Annotated in this window: 21 protein-coding genes and 1 other annotated feature; of the genes, 4 read left to right on the forward strand and 17 right to left on the reverse strand. The window is 40.0% G+C overall.

The genetic code is table 11. The annotated features are described in order from the left end of the window. Positions 1-171: 171 nt before the first annotated feature. Positions 172-1,020, reverse strand: a complete 849-nt coding sequence (locus tag NYE63_RS22000; protein ID WP_342602699.1) for a pentapeptide repeat-containing protein — start codon at positions 1,018-1,020, stop codon at positions 172-174. 279 nt (positions 1,021-1,299) lie between these two features. Here NYE63_RS22000 and yyaC point away from each other — a divergent pair, with 279 nt between their 5' ends. Beyond that, entirely contained in the window at positions 1,300-1,866 is a 567-nt protein-coding gene (yyaC, locus tag NYE63_RS22005) for a spore protease YyaC (RefSeq protein ID WP_342602700.1), read from the forward strand. Between the two features lie 144 nt (positions 1,867-2,010). Here yyaC and NYE63_RS22010 read toward each other — a convergent pair whose 3' ends face one another. From NYE63_RS22010 to NYE63_RS22035, 6 genes are all read right to left on the reverse strand, one after another. After that, positions 2,011-2,178 carry a hypothetical protein gene (locus NYE63_RS22010; protein WP_342602701.1) on the reverse strand — a complete coding sequence of 56 codons (168 nt, stop codon included), beginning with the start codon at positions 2,176-2,178 and terminating at the stop codon, positions 2,011-2,013. Positions 2,179-2,236: 58 nt separating this feature from the next. Next, the gene (locus NYE63_RS22015) at positions 2,237-3,547 is read right to left on the reverse strand and encodes a citrate:proton symporter (protein ID WP_342602702.1); all 1,311 of its coding nucleotides are present in this window, start codon (positions 3,545-3,547) and stop codon (positions 2,237-2,239) included. 182 nt (positions 3,548-3,729) lie between these two features. Next, positions 3,730-4,434, reverse strand: coding sequence for a response regulator (locus NYE63_RS22020; protein WP_342602703.1), 705 nt, complete (start codon positions 4,432-4,434; stop codon positions 3,730-3,732). Between the two features lie 2 nt (positions 4,435-4,436). Further along, positions 4,437-6,041, reverse strand: a complete 1,605-nt coding sequence (locus tag NYE63_RS22025; RefSeq protein ID WP_283898152.1) for a sensor histidine kinase — start codon at positions 6,039-6,041, stop codon at positions 4,437-4,439. A 192-nt stretch (positions 6,042-6,233) separates the two neighbouring features. Then, positions 6,234-6,692: a VOC family protein gene (locus NYE63_RS22030; RefSeq protein ID WP_342602704.1), complete on the reverse strand. Its 459-nt coding sequence runs from the start codon at positions 6,690-6,692 to the stop codon at positions 6,234-6,236. Between the two features lie 144 nt (positions 6,693-6,836). Next, positions 6,837-7,346, reverse strand: a complete 510-nt coding sequence (locus NYE63_RS22035; protein ID WP_342602705.1) for a GNAT family N-acetyltransferase — start codon at positions 7,344-7,346, stop codon at positions 6,837-6,839. Positions 7,347-7,641: 295 nt separating this feature from the next. Between NYE63_RS22035 and NYE63_RS22040 the strand changes: the two genes are divergently transcribed. Further along, positions 7,642-9,030: an L-cystine transporter gene (locus NYE63_RS22040; protein ID WP_072273439.1), complete on the forward strand. Its 1,389-nt coding sequence runs from the start codon at positions 7,642-7,644 to the stop codon at positions 9,028-9,030. A gap of 53 nt (positions 9,031-9,083) precedes the next feature. Here NYE63_RS22040 and NYE63_RS22045 read toward each other — a convergent pair whose 3' ends face one another. From NYE63_RS22045 to NYE63_RS22055, 3 genes are all read right to left on the reverse strand, one after another. Then, on the reverse strand, positions 9,084-9,740 hold the full coding sequence (locus NYE63_RS22045; RefSeq protein ID WP_342602706.1) for a phosphatase PAP2 family protein: 657 nt from the start codon (positions 9,738-9,740) through the stop codon (positions 9,084-9,086). 230 nt (positions 9,741-9,970) lie between these two features. Then, a complete protein-coding gene (locus NYE63_RS22050; protein ID WP_342602707.1) occupies positions 9,971-11,320 on the reverse strand; it encodes an amino acid permease in 1,350 nt (449 codons plus the stop codon). Positions 11,321-11,379: 59 nt separating this feature from the next. Then, positions 11,380-11,616 (reverse strand) — a binding site (T-box leader). A 289-nt stretch (positions 11,617-11,905) separates the two neighbouring features. Further along, positions 11,906-12,139 carry a hypothetical protein gene (locus NYE63_RS22055; RefSeq protein ID WP_342602708.1) on the reverse strand — a complete coding sequence of 78 codons (234 nt, stop codon included), beginning with the start codon at positions 12,137-12,139 and terminating at the stop codon, positions 11,906-11,908. 186 nt (positions 12,140-12,325) lie between these two features. Between NYE63_RS22055 and NYE63_RS22060 the strand changes: the two genes are divergently transcribed. After that, positions 12,326-13,489 carry an MFS transporter gene (locus tag NYE63_RS22060; protein ID WP_063232496.1) on the forward strand — a complete coding sequence of 388 codons (1,164 nt, stop codon included), beginning with the start codon at positions 12,326-12,328 and terminating at the stop codon, positions 13,487-13,489. A 60-nt stretch (positions 13,490-13,549) separates the two neighbouring features. On the opposite strand, the gene NYE63_RS22065 is transcribed toward NYE63_RS22060, so the two are convergent. The 7 genes from NYE63_RS22065 to NYE63_RS22095 all read right to left on the reverse strand — a co-directional run bounded on the left by NYE63_RS22065 (position 13,550) and on the right by NYE63_RS22095 (position 18,407). Beyond that, a complete protein-coding gene (locus tag NYE63_RS22065) occupies positions 13,550-13,849 on the reverse strand; it encodes a hypothetical protein (RefSeq protein WP_342602709.1) in 300 nt (99 codons plus the stop codon). Between the two features lie 148 nt (positions 13,850-13,997). Continuing rightward, positions 13,998-14,627, reverse strand: a complete 630-nt coding sequence (locus NYE63_RS22070; protein WP_342602710.1) for a response regulator transcription factor — start codon at positions 14,625-14,627, stop codon at positions 13,998-14,000. Next, positions 14,620-15,666: a sensor histidine kinase gene (locus NYE63_RS22075; protein WP_342602711.1), complete on the reverse strand. Its 1,047-nt coding sequence runs from the start codon at positions 15,664-15,666 to the stop codon at positions 14,620-14,622. The genes NYE63_RS22070 and NYE63_RS22075 overlap by 8 nt, the downstream gene beginning before the upstream one ends. Continuing rightward, positions 15,663-16,409, reverse strand: a complete 747-nt coding sequence (liaF, locus tag NYE63_RS22080) for a cell wall-active antibiotics response protein LiaF (protein ID WP_148357542.1) — start codon at positions 16,407-16,409, stop codon at positions 15,663-15,665. The genes NYE63_RS22075 and liaF overlap by 4 nt, the downstream gene beginning before the upstream one ends. A gap of 157 nt (positions 16,410-16,566) precedes the next feature. Further along, a complete protein-coding gene (locus tag NYE63_RS22085; protein ID WP_342602712.1) occupies positions 16,567-17,202 on the reverse strand; it encodes a PspA/IM30 family protein in 636 nt (211 codons plus the stop codon). Between the two features lie 19 nt (positions 17,203-17,221). Further along, complete coding sequence (locus tag NYE63_RS22090) at positions 17,222-17,569, reverse strand: hypothetical protein (protein WP_063232490.1); 348 nt, start codon at positions 17,567-17,569, stop codon at positions 17,222-17,224. Between the two features lie 223 nt (positions 17,570-17,792). After that, a complete protein-coding gene (locus NYE63_RS22095) occupies positions 17,793-18,407 on the reverse strand; it encodes a TetR/AcrR family transcriptional regulator (RefSeq protein ID WP_342602713.1) in 615 nt (204 codons plus the stop codon). A gap of 173 nt (positions 18,408-18,580) precedes the next feature. Between NYE63_RS22095 and kynU the strand changes: the two genes are divergently transcribed. Continuing rightward, positions 18,581-19,858 (forward strand): kynureninase, encoded by a 1,278-nt coding sequence (gene kynU / locus NYE63_RS22100; RefSeq protein ID WP_342602714.1) that lies wholly within the window; start codon positions 18,581-18,583, stop codon positions 19,856-19,858. The last annotated feature ends 58 nt before the right edge of the window (positions 19,859-19,916 follow it).

A 19,916-nucleotide genomic window follows, 5' to 3' on the forward strand; every position in this document is an offset into this window, starting at 1 on the left:
AAAAAGCTTCGGATTAAAGCCAAAACTAATTTACTTGAAAGATATTTTTCCTGCTCTATTGATGTTCATACACTATGTATTAAAATTTCCCATTACTCGTGAATTAAACAATTTTCTTATTCATGAAGCACTAGCTCTGCATGAAAGTTAGGTCCGATCTTAGCTATACTTCTACTTCCAATGATCGGGAATGCTTAGAGAAGGCGGTAATTTCGTCTTCATATCGCCCTTTGCCGAGTTAATCTGTGCTTGTGTGATAAAGAAACTTCCGGTGAGATCGGCACCGCTTAGATCAGCGTCCCTAAAGTCTGCACCGATAAGATCCGTCACTCTCATGTCAGCTTCTCTGAGGTCAGATGCAATAAACAAGGCTCCTCTTAAGTTTGCTCCCCTAAGGTCAGCACCTCTCAACTTTGCACCGATAAGGTCACTTCCCCTACCTATTTTGTTCTGTTTTTTTTGTTTTTTCTTAAATGAAACCTTTGCACGTACCATTTCACTTGTGCGCAAAAGTAAATCGTTAACGATCGCTCTATGAGCTGGTACATTCAGGTCCATGATAGACTTTGCACTTTGTTTAGTGAGATATTCCGTGTCTTCAAAAGCAGCCTGCAAATCTCGATGAAGAGGTTTCGCATCATCTAAATTCAGTGCTTCATGTAAGTAGCAAAGCATTTCATGAAGTTGTTGCATTATAGGAAATACATCGAACATTTCCTTTGCTGACGCTGGGTTGTTCCGCCAATCGTTTCCATCGTAAGTGAGTTGAGATACCTTTTGACCAGCACCGAAGCATTCATATACCGTACAGCCTCGATATCCTTTTGCTCTGAGATTTTCATGGATGCCGCAACGATAATCTGATTGCAGGTTTGAACATGGTATACCTCCATCTTTATCAAATGCAAAATCAGCAGATTTTGCATAAGGCAAAGCTACACAGCACAAACCGAAACAATTCTCACAGTCTGCACGTAATTGATTAAGAATACTATTGTTATTCGTTAATTGATTAAACAATACTTACACTTCCTTCTATAAAACCAATCATTTCATACTAGTAGATTTTTTTGCTTTCTACTATTTTATCAAAAATCCCAATTAATCTATATATTTACAACATACAAACAATCAAGAATTGATAATCCAATTGATATGGCTGCTGTATTTTTTTGAGATTAATTGCGAAACTGAAAATATGAAATTAATCAGGAAGGCAAGTGATTTCCATAATATTTCGAGGAATTATTAATCATGTTATAATTTCTTCAAGATCATGGAACTCCAGGGGGTGTAGGCATGTATCCTTTTAACGGCAGAAAAAAAGGCGAGACAAAAAAAGAAATGCAGTATTGCAACTATACGTTGGAGGCAGAAGGTGAAATAGACGAAATGTCTTTTCATATCGCGAGAGTTCTTCGGCCAACGTCCAAAGAAGTCATCTTTTTATGTATTGGTTCAGATCGTTCCACGGGTGATTCATTCGGACCTTTAGTAGGGACGATGCTAAGAGAAAACCAAGTCCCTTATCCTGTCTTCGGAACACTTGCAGAACCTGTTCACGCCCTTAATTTGAAAAGTGTTTTTAAAGAAATAAAGAAGCAATTTAAAAATCCCTTTATTTTTGGCATAGATGCCTGTTTGGGAGGTTATCATCAAATAGGTTCTATATTTCTGACAAAAGGTCCTTTTAGCCCTGGTGAAGCCATGAGTAAATCATTACCTGAATTGGGTGATTATCACCTAAAAGCCGTCGTGAATTATTTAGATCCCCTTTTGCCCCAACAATCTTTAAATGGTACGAGACTGGATACTGTCATGAATCTTGCGAAGATTACCACAAAAATCATAGTTAAAGCCGTCTAAAATAATAGTAAAACCCCAATAAAGCCTTAGCTTTTTTGGGGTAAACAATTTGCTGTTTGATTTGCGTTTTAATCATCATATTTTGTAAAGTTACCCTTTATTCTTAACTAGCCCATAAACCACCTCTACGATTCATTGCTATCATTATGCTTCTTGTCCAACCTGATGTGCTAAACCTGGGTCATTATAGTAAATAACTTCTGATAGAATCCTATTGCCCTGAATATTACGGAAAACTTCCCTTGCGGCTTGTTCTGTTTCAAATTCATACATTACAATACCTCTGTTTTTATAGAGTGTGATGATCCACATTGAGAATCCTCCAATTATCAATTTCATGATCGTAAGATAGGGTTACCGTCCCTTTTCACTAAATGACTCCCAAGATTATCGCTGCTATTGTCATGACAGTGACAGTCCCTAATGCCCATTTCACGGCAAACCGTTGTAAATCCCCGAATTCAGTGCCCACTAAGCCTATTAGCAAATGTGCTGCAGCCACCAAAGGACTCAATACGTGTATCGGCTGCCCTATTATCGAGGCGCGTCCTATTTCTGCCGCGCTAATTCCATAGGCATCAGCTGCCTGTGCGATAATGGGAAGTACGCCAAAATAGAATGCATTATTTGACATAAAGAAAGTAAAAGGGGCACTGGCATACGCAACGATTACAGGTAAAAATGGCCCTAAAGATTCTGGGATCAGCGAGACCAACGTAATGGCCATTGCATCAATCATTTTCGTTCCAGACATGATGCCGGTAAAAATCCCGGCTGCAATGACAATGGAAACGACGGCCAATGCATTTTTCGAATGAATGGCGATTCGATCCTGCTGATCCTTTAAATCAGGGTAATTGACCAATAGCGCAATGGCGAAAGCAACCATGAATAAAATGGTTAAAGACATAAAATCAATGATTAATGATGCCATGAGCACAATCGTTAAAATGAAGTTGAACCAAACCAATTTCGGTCGACGATAATCACGGGAGACCGTTGTTGCCGCTAACTCGGAATTAGCCTCCGAATTCATTTCTTTTGTGTGATTATGCTGGATCTCCACAACGCCCAATCTCTTTCGTTCCCCTTTTCCCAATATAAAAGCCACAACAAGAACCCAAATTAGGCCAAATCCCATGACAGGAATCATTGGTAAGAACAATTCCGATGCGTCAATGTTCAACGAGGCCATCGCCATAGCGGAAGCTCCCCCCCACGGTGTCATATTCATTACACCCATGGATAACATGGCTACAGTGGCTAATATTATTTTGTTCATCCCCAGACGCTTATAAAGGGGTAAAAGCGCTGAGACGGTAATGATATAAGTAGTTGTCCCGTCCCCATCTAATGCGACGGTCATTGAGAGAATCGCGGTTCCTAAAACTATTTTTAATGGATCTCCTTTTACTATTTTCAATATTTTAGAAATGAGAGGATCGAATAAACCGGAATCTATCATTATTCCAAAATATAAAATAGCAAATAAGATCATTATGGCTGTGGAAGCTATTCCTTCTACACCATCCTGCATCATGGGTCCCAGTTCTGTAAAGAATCCTCCAATCACTCCAAATACGATTGGAACGAGCATAATGGCCACTAGTGCCGATAGCCGCTTCGACATAATTAAATACATGAATACTGCAATCATGGAAAATCCTAAAATGGATAACATCTTCATGCTCCCTTCCCTATTGATAAAATATTACTATCTTTTTTGATAGCGCTTTCTTTAGAGACTATCATCCATTAAGCCTTATTCACATATAAAGAAAGTAATAAGAGTTTTATTCATTTTTTTCACGCCTGAAAAAGAAAAAACCCCCATTGATGAAAATGAATTTCATCAACAGGGATTTAAAGGTGTTTTATTTTATATTTTCTTTCAGGCCTTCCAACACTACCATACAAAACCTCAACTTCCATTTCATCACAGGAAACTAAATACTCCAGATATCTGCGCATGGTTGAATAACTAATTCCAACGAGTTGGCCTAGTTCATCAGCATTTAAACTTCCATTGACGTTTTGAATCTTACTTCTGACCATTTTCAAGGTATGTTTGTCAATTCCCTTGGGGAGATTACCCATTTGGACATCATTTGCCGTATTTGGATAACTTATGGTCCGAAAAAGAGTATCGACTTTATCTTGGTTTACTAAGTTGTTATTGTGCAGCTGCCGTCTCGTCAGGTCGTATTGGTTGAGCGTCGCAAGAAGCTTATCGATAATGATCGGTTTTATAAGGTAACCAAAAGCCCCTCCCCTAATCGCTTCACTGACTGTTTCGGTATCATTCGCGGCGGTGATCAGAATTACATCAATCCCCCGGTATTCCCTCCTAATTTCCCGAAGAAGGTCAATTCCATTCATATCCGGTAAAAAGATATCCAATAAAATTAAGTCCGGTTGTGCGGCATGCAAAATATTTAATGCTTGCTTGCCTGTGCTAGCTGTAGCAATGACAGTGAATTGATCAAGTTGATTCGTAAATTGTTTATATATATTCACTGCATTTTCGTCATCTTCAACAATGACGACTGTAATCGGTCCTTTGGACATTCTTAAGCCTCCCTTTCTGCTTTTAAATCCTTCGGGATGACGATGGTAAATCTTGCTCCTCCCAAATAACTGCGATCAATATAAATTTCACCGCTTAAAAGACCAATGGAGTTTTTTACAATGGCCAAGCCGATCCCATGATTTTCCCCATTTTTAGTCGTATAACCATCTGTAAAAATAATATTTCCCATGGCATCAGGGATTCCTGGACCGTTATCCTCGATATCAAATATAATTTCGTTTCCTAAATCCGTAAACGAAATTTTAACCTTTCCTTCATTTTTGTTCTTTTGCCGTGCTGCCTCCATCGCATTATCGATGACATTACCAATAACGGAAACCAAGTGATGGGAATCCTCAGGTTTTAATGAACTATTTAAATTGCTTTCCTGTTCTATTTCTAATATAACCTGCAGTTCTTTTGAACGGTTTATCTTTCCAAGTAAACAGGCGGCTATTAAAGGATCTTTAACTGATGACATTAGAAACGAAATGATATCTTGCCTCTCCCTCACTTCTGAAGAGATGATGTCCAATGCCCTATCGTATTGTTTTAAACTAACTAATCCATAAATGGTATTTAATTTGTTTAAAAACTCATGGTTTTGCGCCCGCATATTTTCTGAAAAGGCCTTGATTTCTGAAAATTCATCTGTTAATTGTTCAATTTCGGATACTGTTCTTATTGTTAAAACGATGCCCCTGACGTCATTATGATTTAAGATAGGGGATAAATCCAAAATGTATAGCTGTTGGCCTAAAAGTAACTTACGATTGAACTGTCCCTCTTTTGTGCTGATTACCATTTTGATGAGTTTTTCTAAATGCCCATTTACGATCCGCTTGCCCACCATTAGCTGATGGTCATGAAACATTTCACGTGCTCTTTTATTCATGGAAGTAACCTGTTTTTCAATATTAATCGTAATGGTGGCATATCGGATGGCATCAAGTGTCGCTTCCCTTTCTTGAAAAAGAAAAGAAATTTCCTCCGGCTCTAGACCTAAAATAAGCTTTTTTAAGCGTCGCGCTATAAATATTGCCCATACGATTCCTACACTGATTGGGATAAGTGACAAATGAATAATCTTCATTTTATAATTGGATAGTTGATCTTGCACATTCTCTATCAAAAACCCTACAGATGAAACACCGATAACTTCCCCTTTATCATTCCAGATAGGCGCCTTAGCTTTAATCGCTGGCCCCGATATCCCATTTCCTTGATAAATAATTGATTTGTGTTCATTGAGTACTGCATCATTACTCGTAGCCGTAGGCTTACCGATATAATCTGGATTAGGATGAGAGTAGCGAAGTCCTTTATGATTCGCAATGGTTACATAATCGGCACCCGTTGTTTGACGAATCATTTCTGATGCGGGTTGAATCACCTCTGATGGCTGATCTTCGTTAAATCCCTGGATAATCGTTGGATTTTGAGCCGCTAATTTGGCCACCGTCATTGCTTGCTTACCCATATGGTTTTCCACGATGTCTTCCAGCAGTGTAGAGAATAGGATGCTCACAAGCAAGGTACTGATAAAAACAACGAATATGATAAGTAACGTCATTTGAGTTAATAAGTTCACTCTAATTTTAAACATCTACATTTATGCCCTAAGCCTTTCCGTATTTAATGCTTATACTCGTATAGCAAAATTCTCCACCTTCAAACAAAACAATGATCGTTCCTTAGCACATGGACTTGAATAAAATAATAGCAAATTCCCCTGTAACAAAACAGCTTAGTTTATAGCATGATGGAGACCAGGCGGGAACTTTTTCCTTTACAAAGTTCACCTATTTAATAGTTCTTCCCATTCTTCAAGTGAAAGTTTTTCGGTCATATGCTTATATGCATCAGGGACTTTTATCGAACACATAAGTTCGAGACTATTACCATCAGGATCATTGAAATAGACGGAAGCGTTCCCTTGGTTCGGACGCACAAAAGGTTCAATCGATGTCCTTTTTCCAAAAGGGACGACTTCTATTTTTAGTGATTGGAGCCATGTTAATGCATTTTTCATATTTTCATAAGATACCCGAAATGCGATATGCCTTAGTGAAGGGTGGTATGGAGTTTGAGATTCTATCCCTTCCCATAAGCCGACCCAGCTTTTGTTTTCCTCTATCCAAAAAAAGGCAGTATCTTCATCCCTCCAAGCTAGTTTCAAGCCTATTTTCTTATAAAAATCCATTGAGATATCCAAATTCTTGACAGGTAAATGGGCTTCATATAAACCCTCTATCATATTACATTCTCCTTTCTCCTTTTAAGTAAATGAACTCTTTTGCCGGGAAAATACCTCGCGATCATTTCTTCATTGCTTTACCTCTTGAATCCTTTGCAATTTAAAATATGGTTTAATGCGGTCTATTAATAGAAGAAAATGGATTTATAAGTTCTTACTATAATGATAGAACGTTTGCTTTTGACCCGTATCCGCACTAATTTCCTCATTAATCGAAATCCGTTCAAAACCATTTTTCACCAAAACCTTTTGGGAGGCAATATTGTCGCTTGTCGTTTTGGCTTGTATTTGAGTCACATTCAATTCCGGCGCCAGATTAACCAAAAGCTTTAAAGCTTCATTCGCTATCCCCTTTTGCGTAAACTTTTCACCGATTCTGTAACCGACATGTGCCGTACCATTAATGGGATCGATATCCACAAGGTTAATCCTGCCGACGATTATGCCTGAACCATCCTTAATTAAATAAAAAGAGGAGATGGCATCTTCTTGTTCTTTTAATAATTCCTTATGCCTGATCTCAAACGTTCCAAAACTATAATAATCATCTCCCCGTCCTGGCACCGTTTGCTCGAAAAACCTTCTATTATTGCATTCAAATGCAAATAACGCTTGTGCATCCTGTTCATTAAGCCTGTCAATGTATATATCCATCATTCTTTCATCCTTTCAAAAAAGCTAAGCATATGCAGCCTGATATATCATTCAAGAAAACCAAGGGCTTATCCTTCCTGATACATATATATAATGGAAGATCTTTACTTAACTTGTTCCAGCCCTCCCTTTCTTGTTCCCTCTAATCCTGTACCAGAATAGAGATAAATACATGAATTCATTGAAAAGTCAAAAATAAATTATTTTCTTCTGGTAAAAAAACAATGAATGATGTATTATAGTCTTCAGATATTCATTATTCTCATTTGGTTAATCGGAATTAGGAGGAATATATATGATTGGTTATGTGTTTTTAAATCTTGCCATAATGCTCGTTCTTTTAGGCGTTTTATTTTACATGAATAAGAAGCATATTTCCTTTACAAAAAGGGTCTTTACTGGACTTGGTTTAGGGATTGTATTCGGACTTCTTTTGCAGTATTTCTATGAACCTCAGTCAGAAGCGATCGTTAAATCGGTCGATTGGTTTAACATTGTAGGTTCCGGCTATGTCAAGTTCCTGCAAATGATCGTCATGCCGCTTGTCTTCATTTCAATCTTATCCGCATTCACAAGATTGAAACTGACTAGCAATATTGGAAAGATCAGTGTCCTGATCATCGGAATCCTGCTAGGAACGACTGCGATTGCAGCAGCTGTCGGGATCACCTCGGCAACTGTATTCAATTTGGAAGCCGTTCAAATTGAGCAAGGGGAAGCGGAGTTAAGCCGCGGGGATCAAATATCGGAAACATACGGTACGATTCAGGATAAAACGATGCCGCAGCAAATTCTTGAGTTGATTCCGTCCAATCCGTTCCTTGATTTAACGGGAGCACGTCCGACATCAACCATTTCCGTTGTAATTTTTGCTGCATTCCTTGGGATTGCCTATTTAGGGGTCAAAAGGAAACAGCCTGAACATGCTGAATTTTTTGCTAAAATAGTAGATACATTGCACAGCATCATCATGCGCGTAGTAACATTGATCCTGCGTTTAACACCTTACGGGATCTTGGCGATCATGACGAAGACGGTAGCTACGAGTGATTTGGATGCCATCCTGAAATTGGGGAAATTCGTCGGTGCCTCTTATGTCGCCCTGATTGTCATGTTCCTCATCCATTTGCTATTGCTGATGCTTGCAGGATTGAATCCAATCGTGTATTTGAGAAAAGCTTTCCCGGTATTATCGTTTGCCTTCACTTCAAGAACAAGTGCAGGAGCACTGCCATTGAACATCCAAACACAGAAACAACTAGGCGTGTCCGAAGGTATTGCCAACTTTGCCGGATCCTTCGGCTTGTCGATCGGTCAAAACGGCTGTGCCGGAATCTATCCGGCCATGTTAGCGGTAATGATCGCTCCAACGGTTGGAATCAATCCACTAGATCCTTCATTTATAGCCATGTTGATTGCTATCGTGGCCATTAGCTCTTTCGGGGTTGCAGGTGTAGGCGGAGGAGCAACATTCGCTGCCATCCTGGTATTATCGGCAATGAACTTGCCAATCGCCTTGGCCGGACTGTTGATTTCCGTAGAGCCTTTGATCGATATGGGAAGAACGGCTGTGAATGTCAGCGGAAGCATGACTTCCGGTATTCTGACTAGTAAAATAACGGGTGACCTGGATAAGGAACAGTTCAGCGAAGAATCATCTTTGAAAATTGAAGCTGAAATGTAAAATAAAAGCATCGGACTTCCTGATATGGGAGGTTCGATGCTTTTTTCCTGTGGTCACTTTTTAATTTGCCTCGCTGTGTAATGATTGGCCTGAAAAGCCGATAGGGCTTGGAACGTATACTGGACAGCTGCATAAACCCCACAAGCAAGGAGTATTCCTGCAAGTACATCCAATACAGCATGCTGTTTCGTAAATAGCGTGGAGAGGATGATCAGTGTTCCGAATGCAGTGACACTGGCAAACTCCCATTTATGCTGTTCTTTCCGCTTATGGGCGACGATCATCATGATGAATGTAGTCAGTACATGAATGCTAGGAAGACAGTTGACAGGTTGATCATGACTATAAACGATTCGCATTAAATGGGCAAAGATATCGTTTCCCACCACTTCTGGACGAGGGACTGTCGTTTGCCAAAGGCAATATACAAGAAAACAGAGAAGTTTCCCCGATATCAAACTGCCTAATCCTACGAAATAGTGCTTTCGGTCAACAAAACAGTAGTAAATCAGCAATCCATAGATAAACGGATACCAAAGTAAATAAGGAACGACAAATTCTTTAATAAAGGGAATCTCCCCATCTATTATAGTCGTAACATCGACAGCATGACCTGAAGATTGATTGATGATTGAATAGATGGAACTAGTAATCACCAAAAGTATTAAATAATATAACGGGTGAAAGGATAGTATGGAATTGTTTTTCATGGCTCGCTCCGACATTCAATATATTGGTTTTTTTCCAAAGATTATTATACAACATTTTTCACTAGATTAACTCTTAAATTGCTTAAGTTAATGATTCCCATGAACTAGTAAAATGGATATCTCTTACTTTTAATCAGACTAAGAATACATAACGAAAGCCATGGCATGGATACCACGGCTTGAAACTGAAACTTATATGCGAGAAGGCAAAAGTGCTATCCCTGTTTTCTCTATATTTTGTTATGGCGTTTTTTCCATACAAACGTTAAGGAAATGAAGATGTAGATGCAAAGTGTAATGATTGTAACGATTATGGATGTCGTGAAAATGATTCCGATCAGGATCGTTATTAAAGCGATGATCGCAGCCCAAGTCGTATACGGGAACCATTTTACTGAATAGGCACTTGTTTTTCCGGACTGTTGTTTACGTGATTTCAAATGGGCGAAAGCAATGATCAACCAGATGAATAATACGGTATATCCAAGCGAACCCATAAGGAATTCGAAGGTCTTGCTTCCAGCAAATAAGGAAATCAGTACACCGCCGTATAAAGCGGAAGTACACATTAATATTGCGGGAACAGGTACTTTCTTCTTGGATAACCGGGAAAAGATTTTCGGAATGCGACCATCCACGGCTTGTGTATACAGAACGCGAGATGAACCATACAACCCAGAGTTCATCGATGAAATGATCGCTAATAGAACAACGGCGTTCATAATATGGTCGGCACCTGGAATACCGATCATTTGAAAGACCATTACAAACGGACTTTCCTGCACCCCGTTTACTTCGTTCCAAGGAATTAAGCTAACGATGATGAAAAAAGGAATGATATAGAAAGAAATGATCCTGATCAAAGTACTGCGAACGGCTTTTGGAACCACTTTTTCAGGATTTTTCGTTTCAGCCAATGTGACCCCGATGATTTCCGTACCGCCATATGAATAGATTACTACCAGCATTGCCGTGATCAAACCTGTCGATCCATTCGGAAAGAAACCGCCATGCTCAGTCAAGTTAGAAAAACCGACGGCTGTATGATCACCAAAAGTAACGAGCAGCAACAATAATCCAGCCATGATGAAAACAATGATGACGGTAATTTTAATTAAAGCAAGCCAGTACTCCGTTTCAGCAAAAACCTTTACCGACAGCAAGTTAACCGCAGTAACTAAAACCGAAACAGCTAATGCCAGTATCCAGATTGGATATCCAGGCAGCCAATATTGAATGAAAATCGCCGCAACCACTGATTCCGCCGCGATATTCAATACCCACATTTTCCAATAGATCCAATCCAGGAAATAGGCAGGATATTTTCCTAAAATCGATTGAACCAAATCCCTGAATGTTCGTGCACCGCTATTGCGGACCGCCATTTCAGCTAAACCTTGCATGATGAATAATAGGATGATGCCTCCTATCAAGTACGCAATGATTACGGAAGGTCCTGCCATATCAATGGCTGAACTGCTTCCTTTAAATAAACCTGCCCCGATGGCACCGCCTAATGCCATCATCGTAATATGCCTTGAAGTCATTGTCCTCTGTAAATTCCGTTTGTCCGTTTCCATATCCTTACCTCCCCAAAATCAAAAAAAGCATATCGTCTCTTCCTTCATAATCAAATGAAGAAAGAGACGATATGCCTTAAGCTTACCGCGGTACCACTCTTATTGGCTCTTTTAAGAACCCTGCTTTAAAAACCTTGTAACGAAGGTCAATCGTTAAAACAAAAGAATAGATGACATCTAATCTTCCGCTTTACCACTCCCAGGCAAGTTCAAAGAATCATTGGACTGCGTTGCACCAACCCGCAGCTCTCTTTACCGAATAATATGCTTTTACTACTCCTGATCATTGCGTTTAGAAAATTATATCTGAATATTTTTAATAATATCCAATACTATACGGACTCGAAGTAAATTTGTCAATAACTTTCTTAGGATAATATTTTTAAAAAAACAAATCATGGGAAATCGTGGTGAGGCAGCCAAATGAAAGCAGTAGAATACTATTTGATATAAAGTATGATTCATGGCCTTTGGGAGGGTTATTCAAGATGATTGGCCATGATCCTAAAAAGTTATTAAGAACTCTTCTAAATGGAAAAAACACAACAATTAACAATCTCCTATTTATATAATCAAATCAAACTATTAAAACACCATCCCTAACCATGATGCAGCCACCATCAACACCCCAACGACAACCACCACAATCGGTCCTACAACAATTAATCCAAATAGCAATGAGCCTACTGCGTCCAGGAAGATTCGAAATGGTCCTGCTTTTTCCTTTTTATTGGCTTGCTCCGTTAATAAGTCTTCAAGGTGACCGACTTTTTGCTTCAATTCCTGCAACTCTTGAATCACGTTTGTGTCTTGATCCATTAAATATCACCCTCTTTAATTAACAATAAGTGTTAATTCTATCATTTGCATCCATTTTTAAAAAGTGAAATTTAACCTCAAAACCAACTCTATCATTAAACTTTTTTTCAAATTCTGTCATCAATGTTACAATAACAAGGTTGAAATCAATTCAATCTATAGAACACGTGAGGTATCATACTTTTTATGAAAGCATTACGATTATTAAAGAGTTTTAACTTTTTATATTTTGGACTGCTTGCCATTTTCATTCCGTTTCTCCCAGTCTATCTGGCTGATCAAGGTTTGCGTCCAGCCCAAATCGGATTCATTATCGGTACAGGTGGTTTTGTCACCCTCATCACCCAGCCTTTATGGGGAATGATCAGCGACAAAACACGAACTATACGAAAAGTCCTGTTGTTACTCATCTTTTTCTCGAGCGTCATCGGTTATTTCCTGTATGATTCAAGCAGTTATCTTCAGCTTATCCTGTTTGCCATGCTGCTATATTTCTTTCTGATGCCGATCGATCCCCTGACGGAAAGCCTCAATTTTACGATTGCAGAGAAATCCGGGATCAGTTACGGTTCCATCCGGACATATGGTGCATTGGGTTATGCGGTCATATCGCTGATCACCGGCTATGTGATGTCATATTTCGGAGCGAACAGCCTTGCCTTCCTTTTTGCGGGCATAGGTTTAATCAGTTTCATTGTCAGCTGGATGATGCCTGATGCACCCGTTTCAGGGAAACCTGTCACCTTAAGCAGCCTTAAGCATTTTTTCAGCAATAAAGAGACGCTTCTCTTTCTGTTATTGGTCTTTATCTGTGCTGTTCCAGCAAGGATGAACGATACTTTCCTCGGAGTGTATATCCGGGAACTTGGAGGAAGTGCCAAGCTTGTAGGCTTGACCTGGTTCTTAGCGGCGGGAAGTGAAATCGTTGTATTCGCCCTAAGCTTCTGGTGGTTGCGCAAGGGTAAGGAAATCATCATCATTTCGTTTGCAGCAGCGTTTTTCTTTATCCGTTATTTCGTCTCTGCCTGGATTACCGATCCACAGCTATTAGCTTATTTGCAAGTCATGCAGCTATTGACTTTCCCGATTTTCTACTCGGCAGCCATCCAATATCTGTATCGGATCGTTCCTGTGGAATGGCGGGCCACAGGCCAGACCGTACTGGCGCTGCTATTCTTCGGGGTTTCGGGAATCATTGCTTCTTATATAGGCGGAGCCATATATGGGGCTTTTGGCGGCAAGACCCTTTACCTGTTCATCTCCTCCATCTCCTTCATAGGAATGGTATTCGCTTTGGTTCTTTATCGGATATATGGCAAGAGGCTCGATACTGCAGAGGACGCTGTATAATCCAAAAAACTGTATAAAAAAGAGCATGTTTTAATCAAAACATGCTCTTTTTGCATTCCGTTAGCTAAAGAAAGGGGCAATCGTTAACATTAGCACAGAGAAGCAAAGCAATATAGTAGTTGTCCTGTTTGAGAGTTTTACTTGTCCGCCCTTTTTATAGAACCCAGAAAATTGAAGGCGGTTTTTATAGAGTACATAAAGTAATGGAAAAATTGCCATACCAACAATCCATCCGCCAGTGGTATTCTCTACGGTTATACCAAAAATCGCATAGATTGAATTAATGATGAACCCCATTATCATACCAATAACAAAAATAATGGTGATTATACGAAATAATTCTAAGATAACTCTTAACATCATTTCACCCGCTTTCTGCCTACTTTCCCGTTATCCGTAAAAAAAGGCTGCAATCAGCAACCTTGAAAGAACTTTTACAGGATGGGATAATTCCCTAAATATAACAAACTTTCATCTTTTCGTAAATAGACACTCTTTACTCTTCTTCTTAAACGAGCGAATGCTTAAATGCGTAAATCACTGCTTGCGTGCGGTCCTGCACGGCAAGCTTACTTAAAATATTGCTGACATGTACTTTGGCTGTTTTCAGGGCTATGTATAGTTCATCCGCAATTTCCTGATTCGTTTTTCCTTGTGTCATCAGCAGCAAAATTTCCATTTCGCGGTTTGTCAATTGATCATGAAGCTGGGTAACCTTTGGGCGACGCAGCTTTTCCATCATTTTTCCCGTCACTTCAGGTTCAAGTACGCTTTGTCCCTGGAAAGTTGAACGAACGGCTCTCGCAATCTCGCTGGCCTTTGATGTTTTCAACATATAGCTCGTCGCTCCGGCTTCCAATGCCGGGTACACTTTTTCATCATCCAGGAAGCTTGTCACAATGATGATCTTTGCTTCTGGCCATTTTTCAATAATTCGTTTCGTCGCTTCTATGCCGTCCATTTCCGGCATCACCAAATCCATCAAAATGATATCTGGACGCAATTCCATTGCCAGTTCGACAGCTTTCAAGCCATTGTCCGCTTCCCCGATCACTTCGATATCCGACTGTGCGGATAAATAAGCCGATACCCCTATCCTTACCATTTCATGGTCATCGACAAATAATACTTTAATCATCATGATCACCTCCAGCATTTAATAATGGGATTTTCACTTCAAGTTTCGTTCCTTTATTCGGAACGCTTACAAGTTGCATCGTTCCGCCTAATTCAACAGCCCGTTCATGCATGTTTTGCAAACCATATGATCCCGTTTTCGACTCCTCGACGTTAAAACCGACACCGTCATCCGTTATCCTTAAAATGATCAGCCCATCACGAACGATCAATAGCACTTCAAGCGAGTTCGCTTTTGCATGTCTTAGTGTATTTGAAATCGATTCTTGTAAAATCCGAAACAGATGGTCCTCAATCCCCTTATCCAGAGTGACAGGCTCCATCTTCCAATTTATATCCATCGTCACTTTTTGGGCCAATTCCAAAAGGAGCTCTTTCATTCCTTCATGTAAAGATTTTCCCTTTAATGCGACAGGTCTCAAGTGAAGCAATAACGCCCTCATCTCAAGCTGGGATTGATGGATCATTTCTTCCACTACCTTGAATTGTTTCATTTCCGTTTTTTCCATATCAGATTGAGATTCAGTGATGGCCGACATGAACATCGAAGCGGCAAACAATTGCTGGCTCACCGAATCATGCAGTTCCCGCGCCAAACGGTTTCGTTCCTGGGAAACGATTTCCTGGATCTGTTTCTCCTGATCAATAGCCTTTTCATTCGCCATTTTTTGTGATAATTTTGTCTGCTCATTTATTTGCTTATGGATCAGTTGCATCCGTTCCACCATTTTAGCCATCTCTTGGACCGGATACGTCTCCTGTTGTGAAGGTAAGCGGCCCTGTTCAAGTAAATACAGCCCTTCATCCACCCTTTCCAGCTGCCTCTTCCAAAACATTCCTGAAACGACTCCATAAATCAGCCCTACCGTCATGACAAGGCTTGGCAGGAATATGACGAAGGGTAATCCCATGACCACTTTCTCCCACAATAAGCTCCAGTCGGATAAAGGAAAGATGAAGAAAACCGCCGCCGGCAAGATGAGGGAAATAACGAAAGCAACACCAAGGGCAGTCAATATCTGCCGTGTCAGTATACTCATATCCGCTTCACCTCTAAATCCCCAACTAAGATTGAAGTGACGATATGAACCTTGTGATCCGTTTCATTGAACCCTTCCGTTTGGTAGGAATAAATTTGATTAAAGACCCTGGATTCAAGCTTATTTTCAAAGATCCTCGCTCTGCCTGCAATGACGGAATGATGGACCCTGATTTCGATGCCATACGGTACAAGCACAGTGATATTGCCAATGATATTCCTGATGGAAATGACAGCGTCGCCTTTTGGTAAAATCGTTTTGCTTAAATCGATAACCGTATCACCGACTCCGCCCTGAACATTCACGGAATTCCATTCATATACATGCTCGGCCGTTTGTTGATGACCGAACAACTTATTTTTAAAAAGGTAATCGGTTTTCAGCAATTGTTCCTTATTGATCTTTTCTTCGTCCGAATCATCATTGGTTAAAATCGGACTGACCCAATCAGGATTCTTTTTGGACTGATAATATAAAAGCAAAAGATAAATGAGGATTGCCATTAGGAAAAATCTAAAGACGAACATATTCAAGACAGTGATGATAAGGGAAATCAGCCCTATAAAAAATAGGATTTTCCCGATTGTCCGTTTTGTGAATTTCCTGCCTAAATAGATACATCCTATTGAAAAAGCGAGGGAAAAAAGGAGACCTCCACCCGTAAATGAAATCTCTAAAAAAAGCAGGACGACTCCGATGAGAAGTATCCATCCCATATAGTCCGTCTTCATCTTGTTCAACATCGGTTCGCCTCCCCTATATATGTTCATGATATTCTTAAAAGGCACAGTAACCCGTGCCTTTTAAGAATACCATGAAATTATCACATTCTGACAGCCTGTTATCCCCCGCCCTCCATTCAAAAAGGTCAGGGGATAACAGCGATGCCTTAAAAAACCTTTACGCTTCTTTCTGTTCCAATTCTTTTTCAAGCTGGACAATCCTGGCATCGATCGTATGCCGATTATAATCAGTATGGACCTGGTGCTCGATGCGATCGATATAATGCTCCATTTCTTCAAACATCGGTACCGGTTTGGCTTCCGAACTGCCTCCGTCCAAAACCCGATTGATCCGGTTGTTTGCCCGGGCAATATTTTCCCTGCCCATCAGTTCCAGCCGCTTTAGATGCATATCCTTCAGCTTATGCTTCATTTCTTCATATTTCCGCTCCAGTTCAGCCAGTTGAACCTCTGCACTTTTATGCGCCTCCTTCAAACTTAGCGCCCGATCTTCATAGTGCAGGCTTTCCTTTACAGCAAATTCCATTAACTCTGTCTCTCCCGACTGCTTAGCAATCTCAGCCTGATGCTTACGTTTTTCAGCTAGATGTTGCGCTTGATTATATTCACGCGTAAACTCTTCTTTCAAAAGATATTGACGTTCAAGCAGCTTACCGACCTTTTCTGTCTCCTGCTCACATTGACGCAAATATTGATTTAACATTCCAATTGGATTTTTTTGCTCCTTTTTATCCAACAAATCGTGAAAATCCGCTGAAATCGTTTGTTTCATTCTTGAAAATAAATTACCCATTCCAATTACATCCCTTCTATTAGTTCTTATTCAACTCTTTCCACTCTCTTTCAAAATTTGAGAATGGGTCATTTTCTTTAGATGATGCACTTTCATCATTTTCATTCCATTTTTTATAAACCAGGTAAAGAACATAAGCTGCCACCAGTCCCAATATTGCCGGGATATGGGAAATAGAAACGATCAGCACGATAATGGAGACTGATCCCCACGCAATCTTCGCCCCTGTCGATTCGGACTTCATGAACTGCTTGAATCCGAAGTATAGGATCGCCAAGCAAATCGCCAGGCTGATCAGTGGACCCACGTTCGCCAGTAACAGGAAAAGTGCGATCAGTCCTACAATAAATAAACCAAATTTCTTCATTGTTTTCGTCCTCCTTTCTATGTTTATATCTTATCTACTTTTACAAGTTCGTATAATGAGCCTTAGCTATATTTTCTAGTAAGACTTAAGGCGTAGACGCTGTAAGTCCCAAGCTAAAGAGGGCGTTTTACTCGCGAATTCTGCGGCTTTACTCGTGAGTTTTGAAATAAAAAAAAATCTTCCGATTGTATATAACCGGAAGATTGGTGAACTGCCATTATCATTACAAATACAAGCCTTCGACGTAAACTGAGGTGATGGTTTGAGCAATTTCTTCGACAGAACTTTGATGTTCGTTTCGGACGATTTCCCACAGATACATTTCATTTGTGAAAAACCATCCTCTTGCCACAAGCTCATAGTTTAGTTCAGCTCTTGCCAGCCCATTTTGCTGTGCATAGGCGACGTCCTTTGAAATTCGCTGAATGAACTTCATGCGGATCGCTTTCCATTTATCTGAAATAATGGTTGATATCCCAATGGCCTGTTCGAAAACTTGCATCATATTGCGTTCAGCTTCTGCCATTTTCAAAAAAGCATTAGCTTGACTGTTTATGATATGTTTTGCTTCGTCTTTTGATTTTGGAAAGAAAGAGGTCTCAGCAATTTCATAAAATTGCTCCATTACATTTTCCATTAATACAATTAACAGATCCTCTTTCCCTTTAAAATGAACATAGGCCGTTCCGTAGCCGATGTTTGCCCTTTTGATCATTTGGGAAATAAGCGCAGCTTGATAACCTTCTTCAAGAAATGTTTCCTTTGCAGCTTCTAATAACTTTTGCCGTGTCATGATTGAGCGTAAATGCCGTTTATCCCCTACTTTGCCATTCTCCATGCTTATTCCTCCCCTTATCTTCTAGCATAAAGGATTTCCATAAAATAAAAAACATTTGTTGGAAAGTTCGATTCAATGTTTATAATTTTCTGAATTAACTTATTGACATGATGTCATATTCTTTGGTACGATTCTCCTAGAATTATTTAGAATACTAATATAGGAGGATGATTATGGTTTCTGAATATACATTGGATCACGCTAAACAAATGGATGAGAATGATACGCTAAAAGGTTTTCGAGAAGAGTTTTATTTAAAGCCGGATTCCATCTATATGGATGGGAACTCATTGGGGCTTCTTTCGAAAAGGGCTGAACGCACTCTTCTGGAGTCTTTGGAAGATTGGAAAGAGCATGGGATTGATGGATGGACAAAAGGAAATCACCCATGGTTTTTCATGGCTGAGAAATTGGGCGCGAAGATGTCCCAATTGGTCGGAGCTTCTCCCGAGGAAGTTATTGTAACCGGCTCCACAACTGTAAATCTGCATCAGCTTGTAGCCACTTTTTATAAGCCTGAAGGTACGCGCACAAAAATTTTAGCAGATGAATTAACCTTTCCGACTGATATTTATGCTCTTCAAAGTCAGCTGCGTACACATGGATACGATCCGGAAACCGATCTCATCCGCGTGAAAAGCCGCGATGGCAGATTTCTTGAAGAGGATGACATTATCGAAGCAATGACCGATGACATCGCTTTGATCATCTTGCCAACGGTCCTGTATCGCAGCGGTCAAATACTGGATATGAAACGATTGACTGATGAAGCTCATAAAAGAGGAATTGTAATCGGATTTGACGGATGTCATTCTATCGGTGCCATCCCGCATTCATTCAGCGAATGGGATGTGGATTTTGCGTATTGGTGCAATTATAAACATTTAAATGGCGGCCCTGGTGGTGTTGGCGGTTTATATGTAAATCGAAAACATTTTGGAACGATGCCTGGATTGGCTGGATGGTTCGGCTCCAAAAAAGATAAACAATTCGATATGGAACATACCTTAACACCAGCTGAATCAGCAGGAGCGTATCAAATTGGCACGCCGCATGTGTTAAGTTGTGCACCTTTGATTGGGTCTTTGGATATTTTTATAGAAGCTGGGATTGAGAATATTCGCGAAAAATCCCTGAAAATCAATCAATATTTAATGGATTTAGTAGAATTCGAATTGGAAGACATGGGATTTTTCATTGGAACTCCTAGAGAAGACATACGCCGCGGAGGTCATGTAAGCCTTGAGCATAAAGAAGCTGCACGGATTTGTAAGGCCTTGAAAGAGAACGGTGTCATTCCTGATTTCCGAGCACCTAACATCATTCGTCTCGCTCCAGTTGCACTATATACTTCCTACGCAGAAGTTTGGGAAGTTGTACAAATACTCAAGAAAATCATGTCAGAAAAACAATATGAAAAATTCAAAAATGAGCGTGAAGTGGTCGCATAACATGGAATTCCGCCAGATGGGGCTCATCCCTCAAATGGTTAGTCAATTAGGGCAGGAT

This window comes from Peribacillus sp. FSL E2-0159 (assembly GCF_038643155.1).
Classification (GTDB): domain Bacteria; phylum Bacillota; class Bacilli; order Bacillales; family DSM-1321; genus Peribacillus; species Peribacillus simplex.

What these genes read in the sequence shown, in the direction of transcription:
- NYE63_RS22095 (WP_342602713.1), bottom strand. Translation starts at nt 18,407, where the DNA reads ATGGAGAATGGCAAAGTAGGGGATAAACGGCATTTACGCTCAATCATG.
- NYE63_RS22090 (WP_063232490.1), bottom strand. Translation starts at nt 17,569, where the DNA reads ATGAAGAAATTTGGTTTATTTATTGTAGGACTGATCGCACTTTTCCTG.
- NYE63_RS22050 (WP_342602707.1), bottom strand. Translation starts at nt 11,320, where the DNA reads ATGGAAACGGACAAACGGAATTTACAGAGGACAATGACTTCAAGGCAT.
- NYE63_RS22020 (WP_342602703.1), bottom strand. Translation starts at nt 4,434, where the DNA reads ATGTCCAAAGGACCGATTACAGTCGTCATTGTTGAAGATGACGAAAAT.
- NYE63_RS22035 (WP_342602705.1), bottom strand. Translation starts at nt 7,346, where the DNA reads ATGGATATATACATTGACAGGCTTAATGAACAGGATGCACAAGCGTTA.
- NYE63_RS22010 (WP_342602701.1), bottom strand. Translation starts at nt 2,178, where the DNA reads ATGTGGATCATCACACTCTATAAAAACAGAGGTATTGTAATGTATGAA.
- NYE63_RS22075 (WP_342602711.1), bottom strand. Translation starts at nt 15,666, where the DNA reads ATGAGTATACTGACACGGCAGATATTGACTGCCCTTGGTGTTGCTTTC.
- NYE63_RS22055 (WP_342602708.1), bottom strand. Translation starts at nt 12,139, where the DNA reads ATGGATCAAGACACAAACGTGATTCAAGAGTTGCAGGAATTGAAGCAA.
- NYE63_RS22040 (WP_072273439.1), top strand. Translation starts at nt 7,642, where the DNA reads ATGATTGGTTATGTGTTTTTAAATCTTGCCATAATGCTCGTTCTTTTA.
- NYE63_RS22070 (WP_342602710.1), bottom strand. Translation starts at nt 14,627, where the DNA reads ATGATTAAAGTATTATTTGTCGATGACCATGAAATGGTAAGGATAGGG.
- kynU (WP_342602714.1), top strand. Translation starts at nt 18,581, where the DNA reads ATGGTTTCTGAATATACATTGGATCACGCTAAACAAATGGATGAGAAT.
- NYE63_RS22085 (WP_342602712.1), bottom strand. Translation starts at nt 17,202, where the DNA reads ATGGGTAATTTATTTTCAAGAATGAAACAAACGATTTCAGCGGATTTT.
- NYE63_RS22030 (WP_342602704.1), bottom strand. Translation starts at nt 6,692, where the DNA reads ATGATAGAGGGTTTATATGAAGCCCATTTACCTGTCAAGAATTTGGAT.
- NYE63_RS22065 (WP_342602709.1), bottom strand. Translation starts at nt 13,849, where the DNA reads ATGTTAAGAGTTATCTTAGAATTATTTCGTATAATCACCATTATTTTT.
- liaF (WP_148357542.1), bottom strand. Translation starts at nt 16,409, where the DNA reads ATGTTGAACAAGATGAAGACGGACTATATGGGATGGATACTTCTCATC.
- NYE63_RS22015 (WP_342602702.1), bottom strand. Translation starts at nt 3,547, where the DNA reads ATGTTATCCATTTTAGGATTTTCCATGATTGCAGTATTCATGTATTTA.
- yyaC (WP_342602700.1), top strand. Translation starts at nt 1,300, where the DNA reads ATGTATCCTTTTAACGGCAGAAAAAAAGGCGAGACAAAAAAAGAAATG.
- NYE63_RS22025 (WP_283898152.1), bottom strand. Translation starts at nt 6,041, where the DNA reads ATGTTTAAAATTAGAGTGAACTTATTAACTCAAATGACGTTACTTATC.
- NYE63_RS22045 (WP_342602706.1), bottom strand. Translation starts at nt 9,740, where the DNA reads ATGAAAAACAATTCCATACTATCCTTTCACCCGTTATATTATTTAATA.
- NYE63_RS22060 (WP_063232496.1), top strand. Translation starts at nt 12,326, where the DNA reads ATGAAAGCATTACGATTATTAAAGAGTTTTAACTTTTTATATTTTGGA.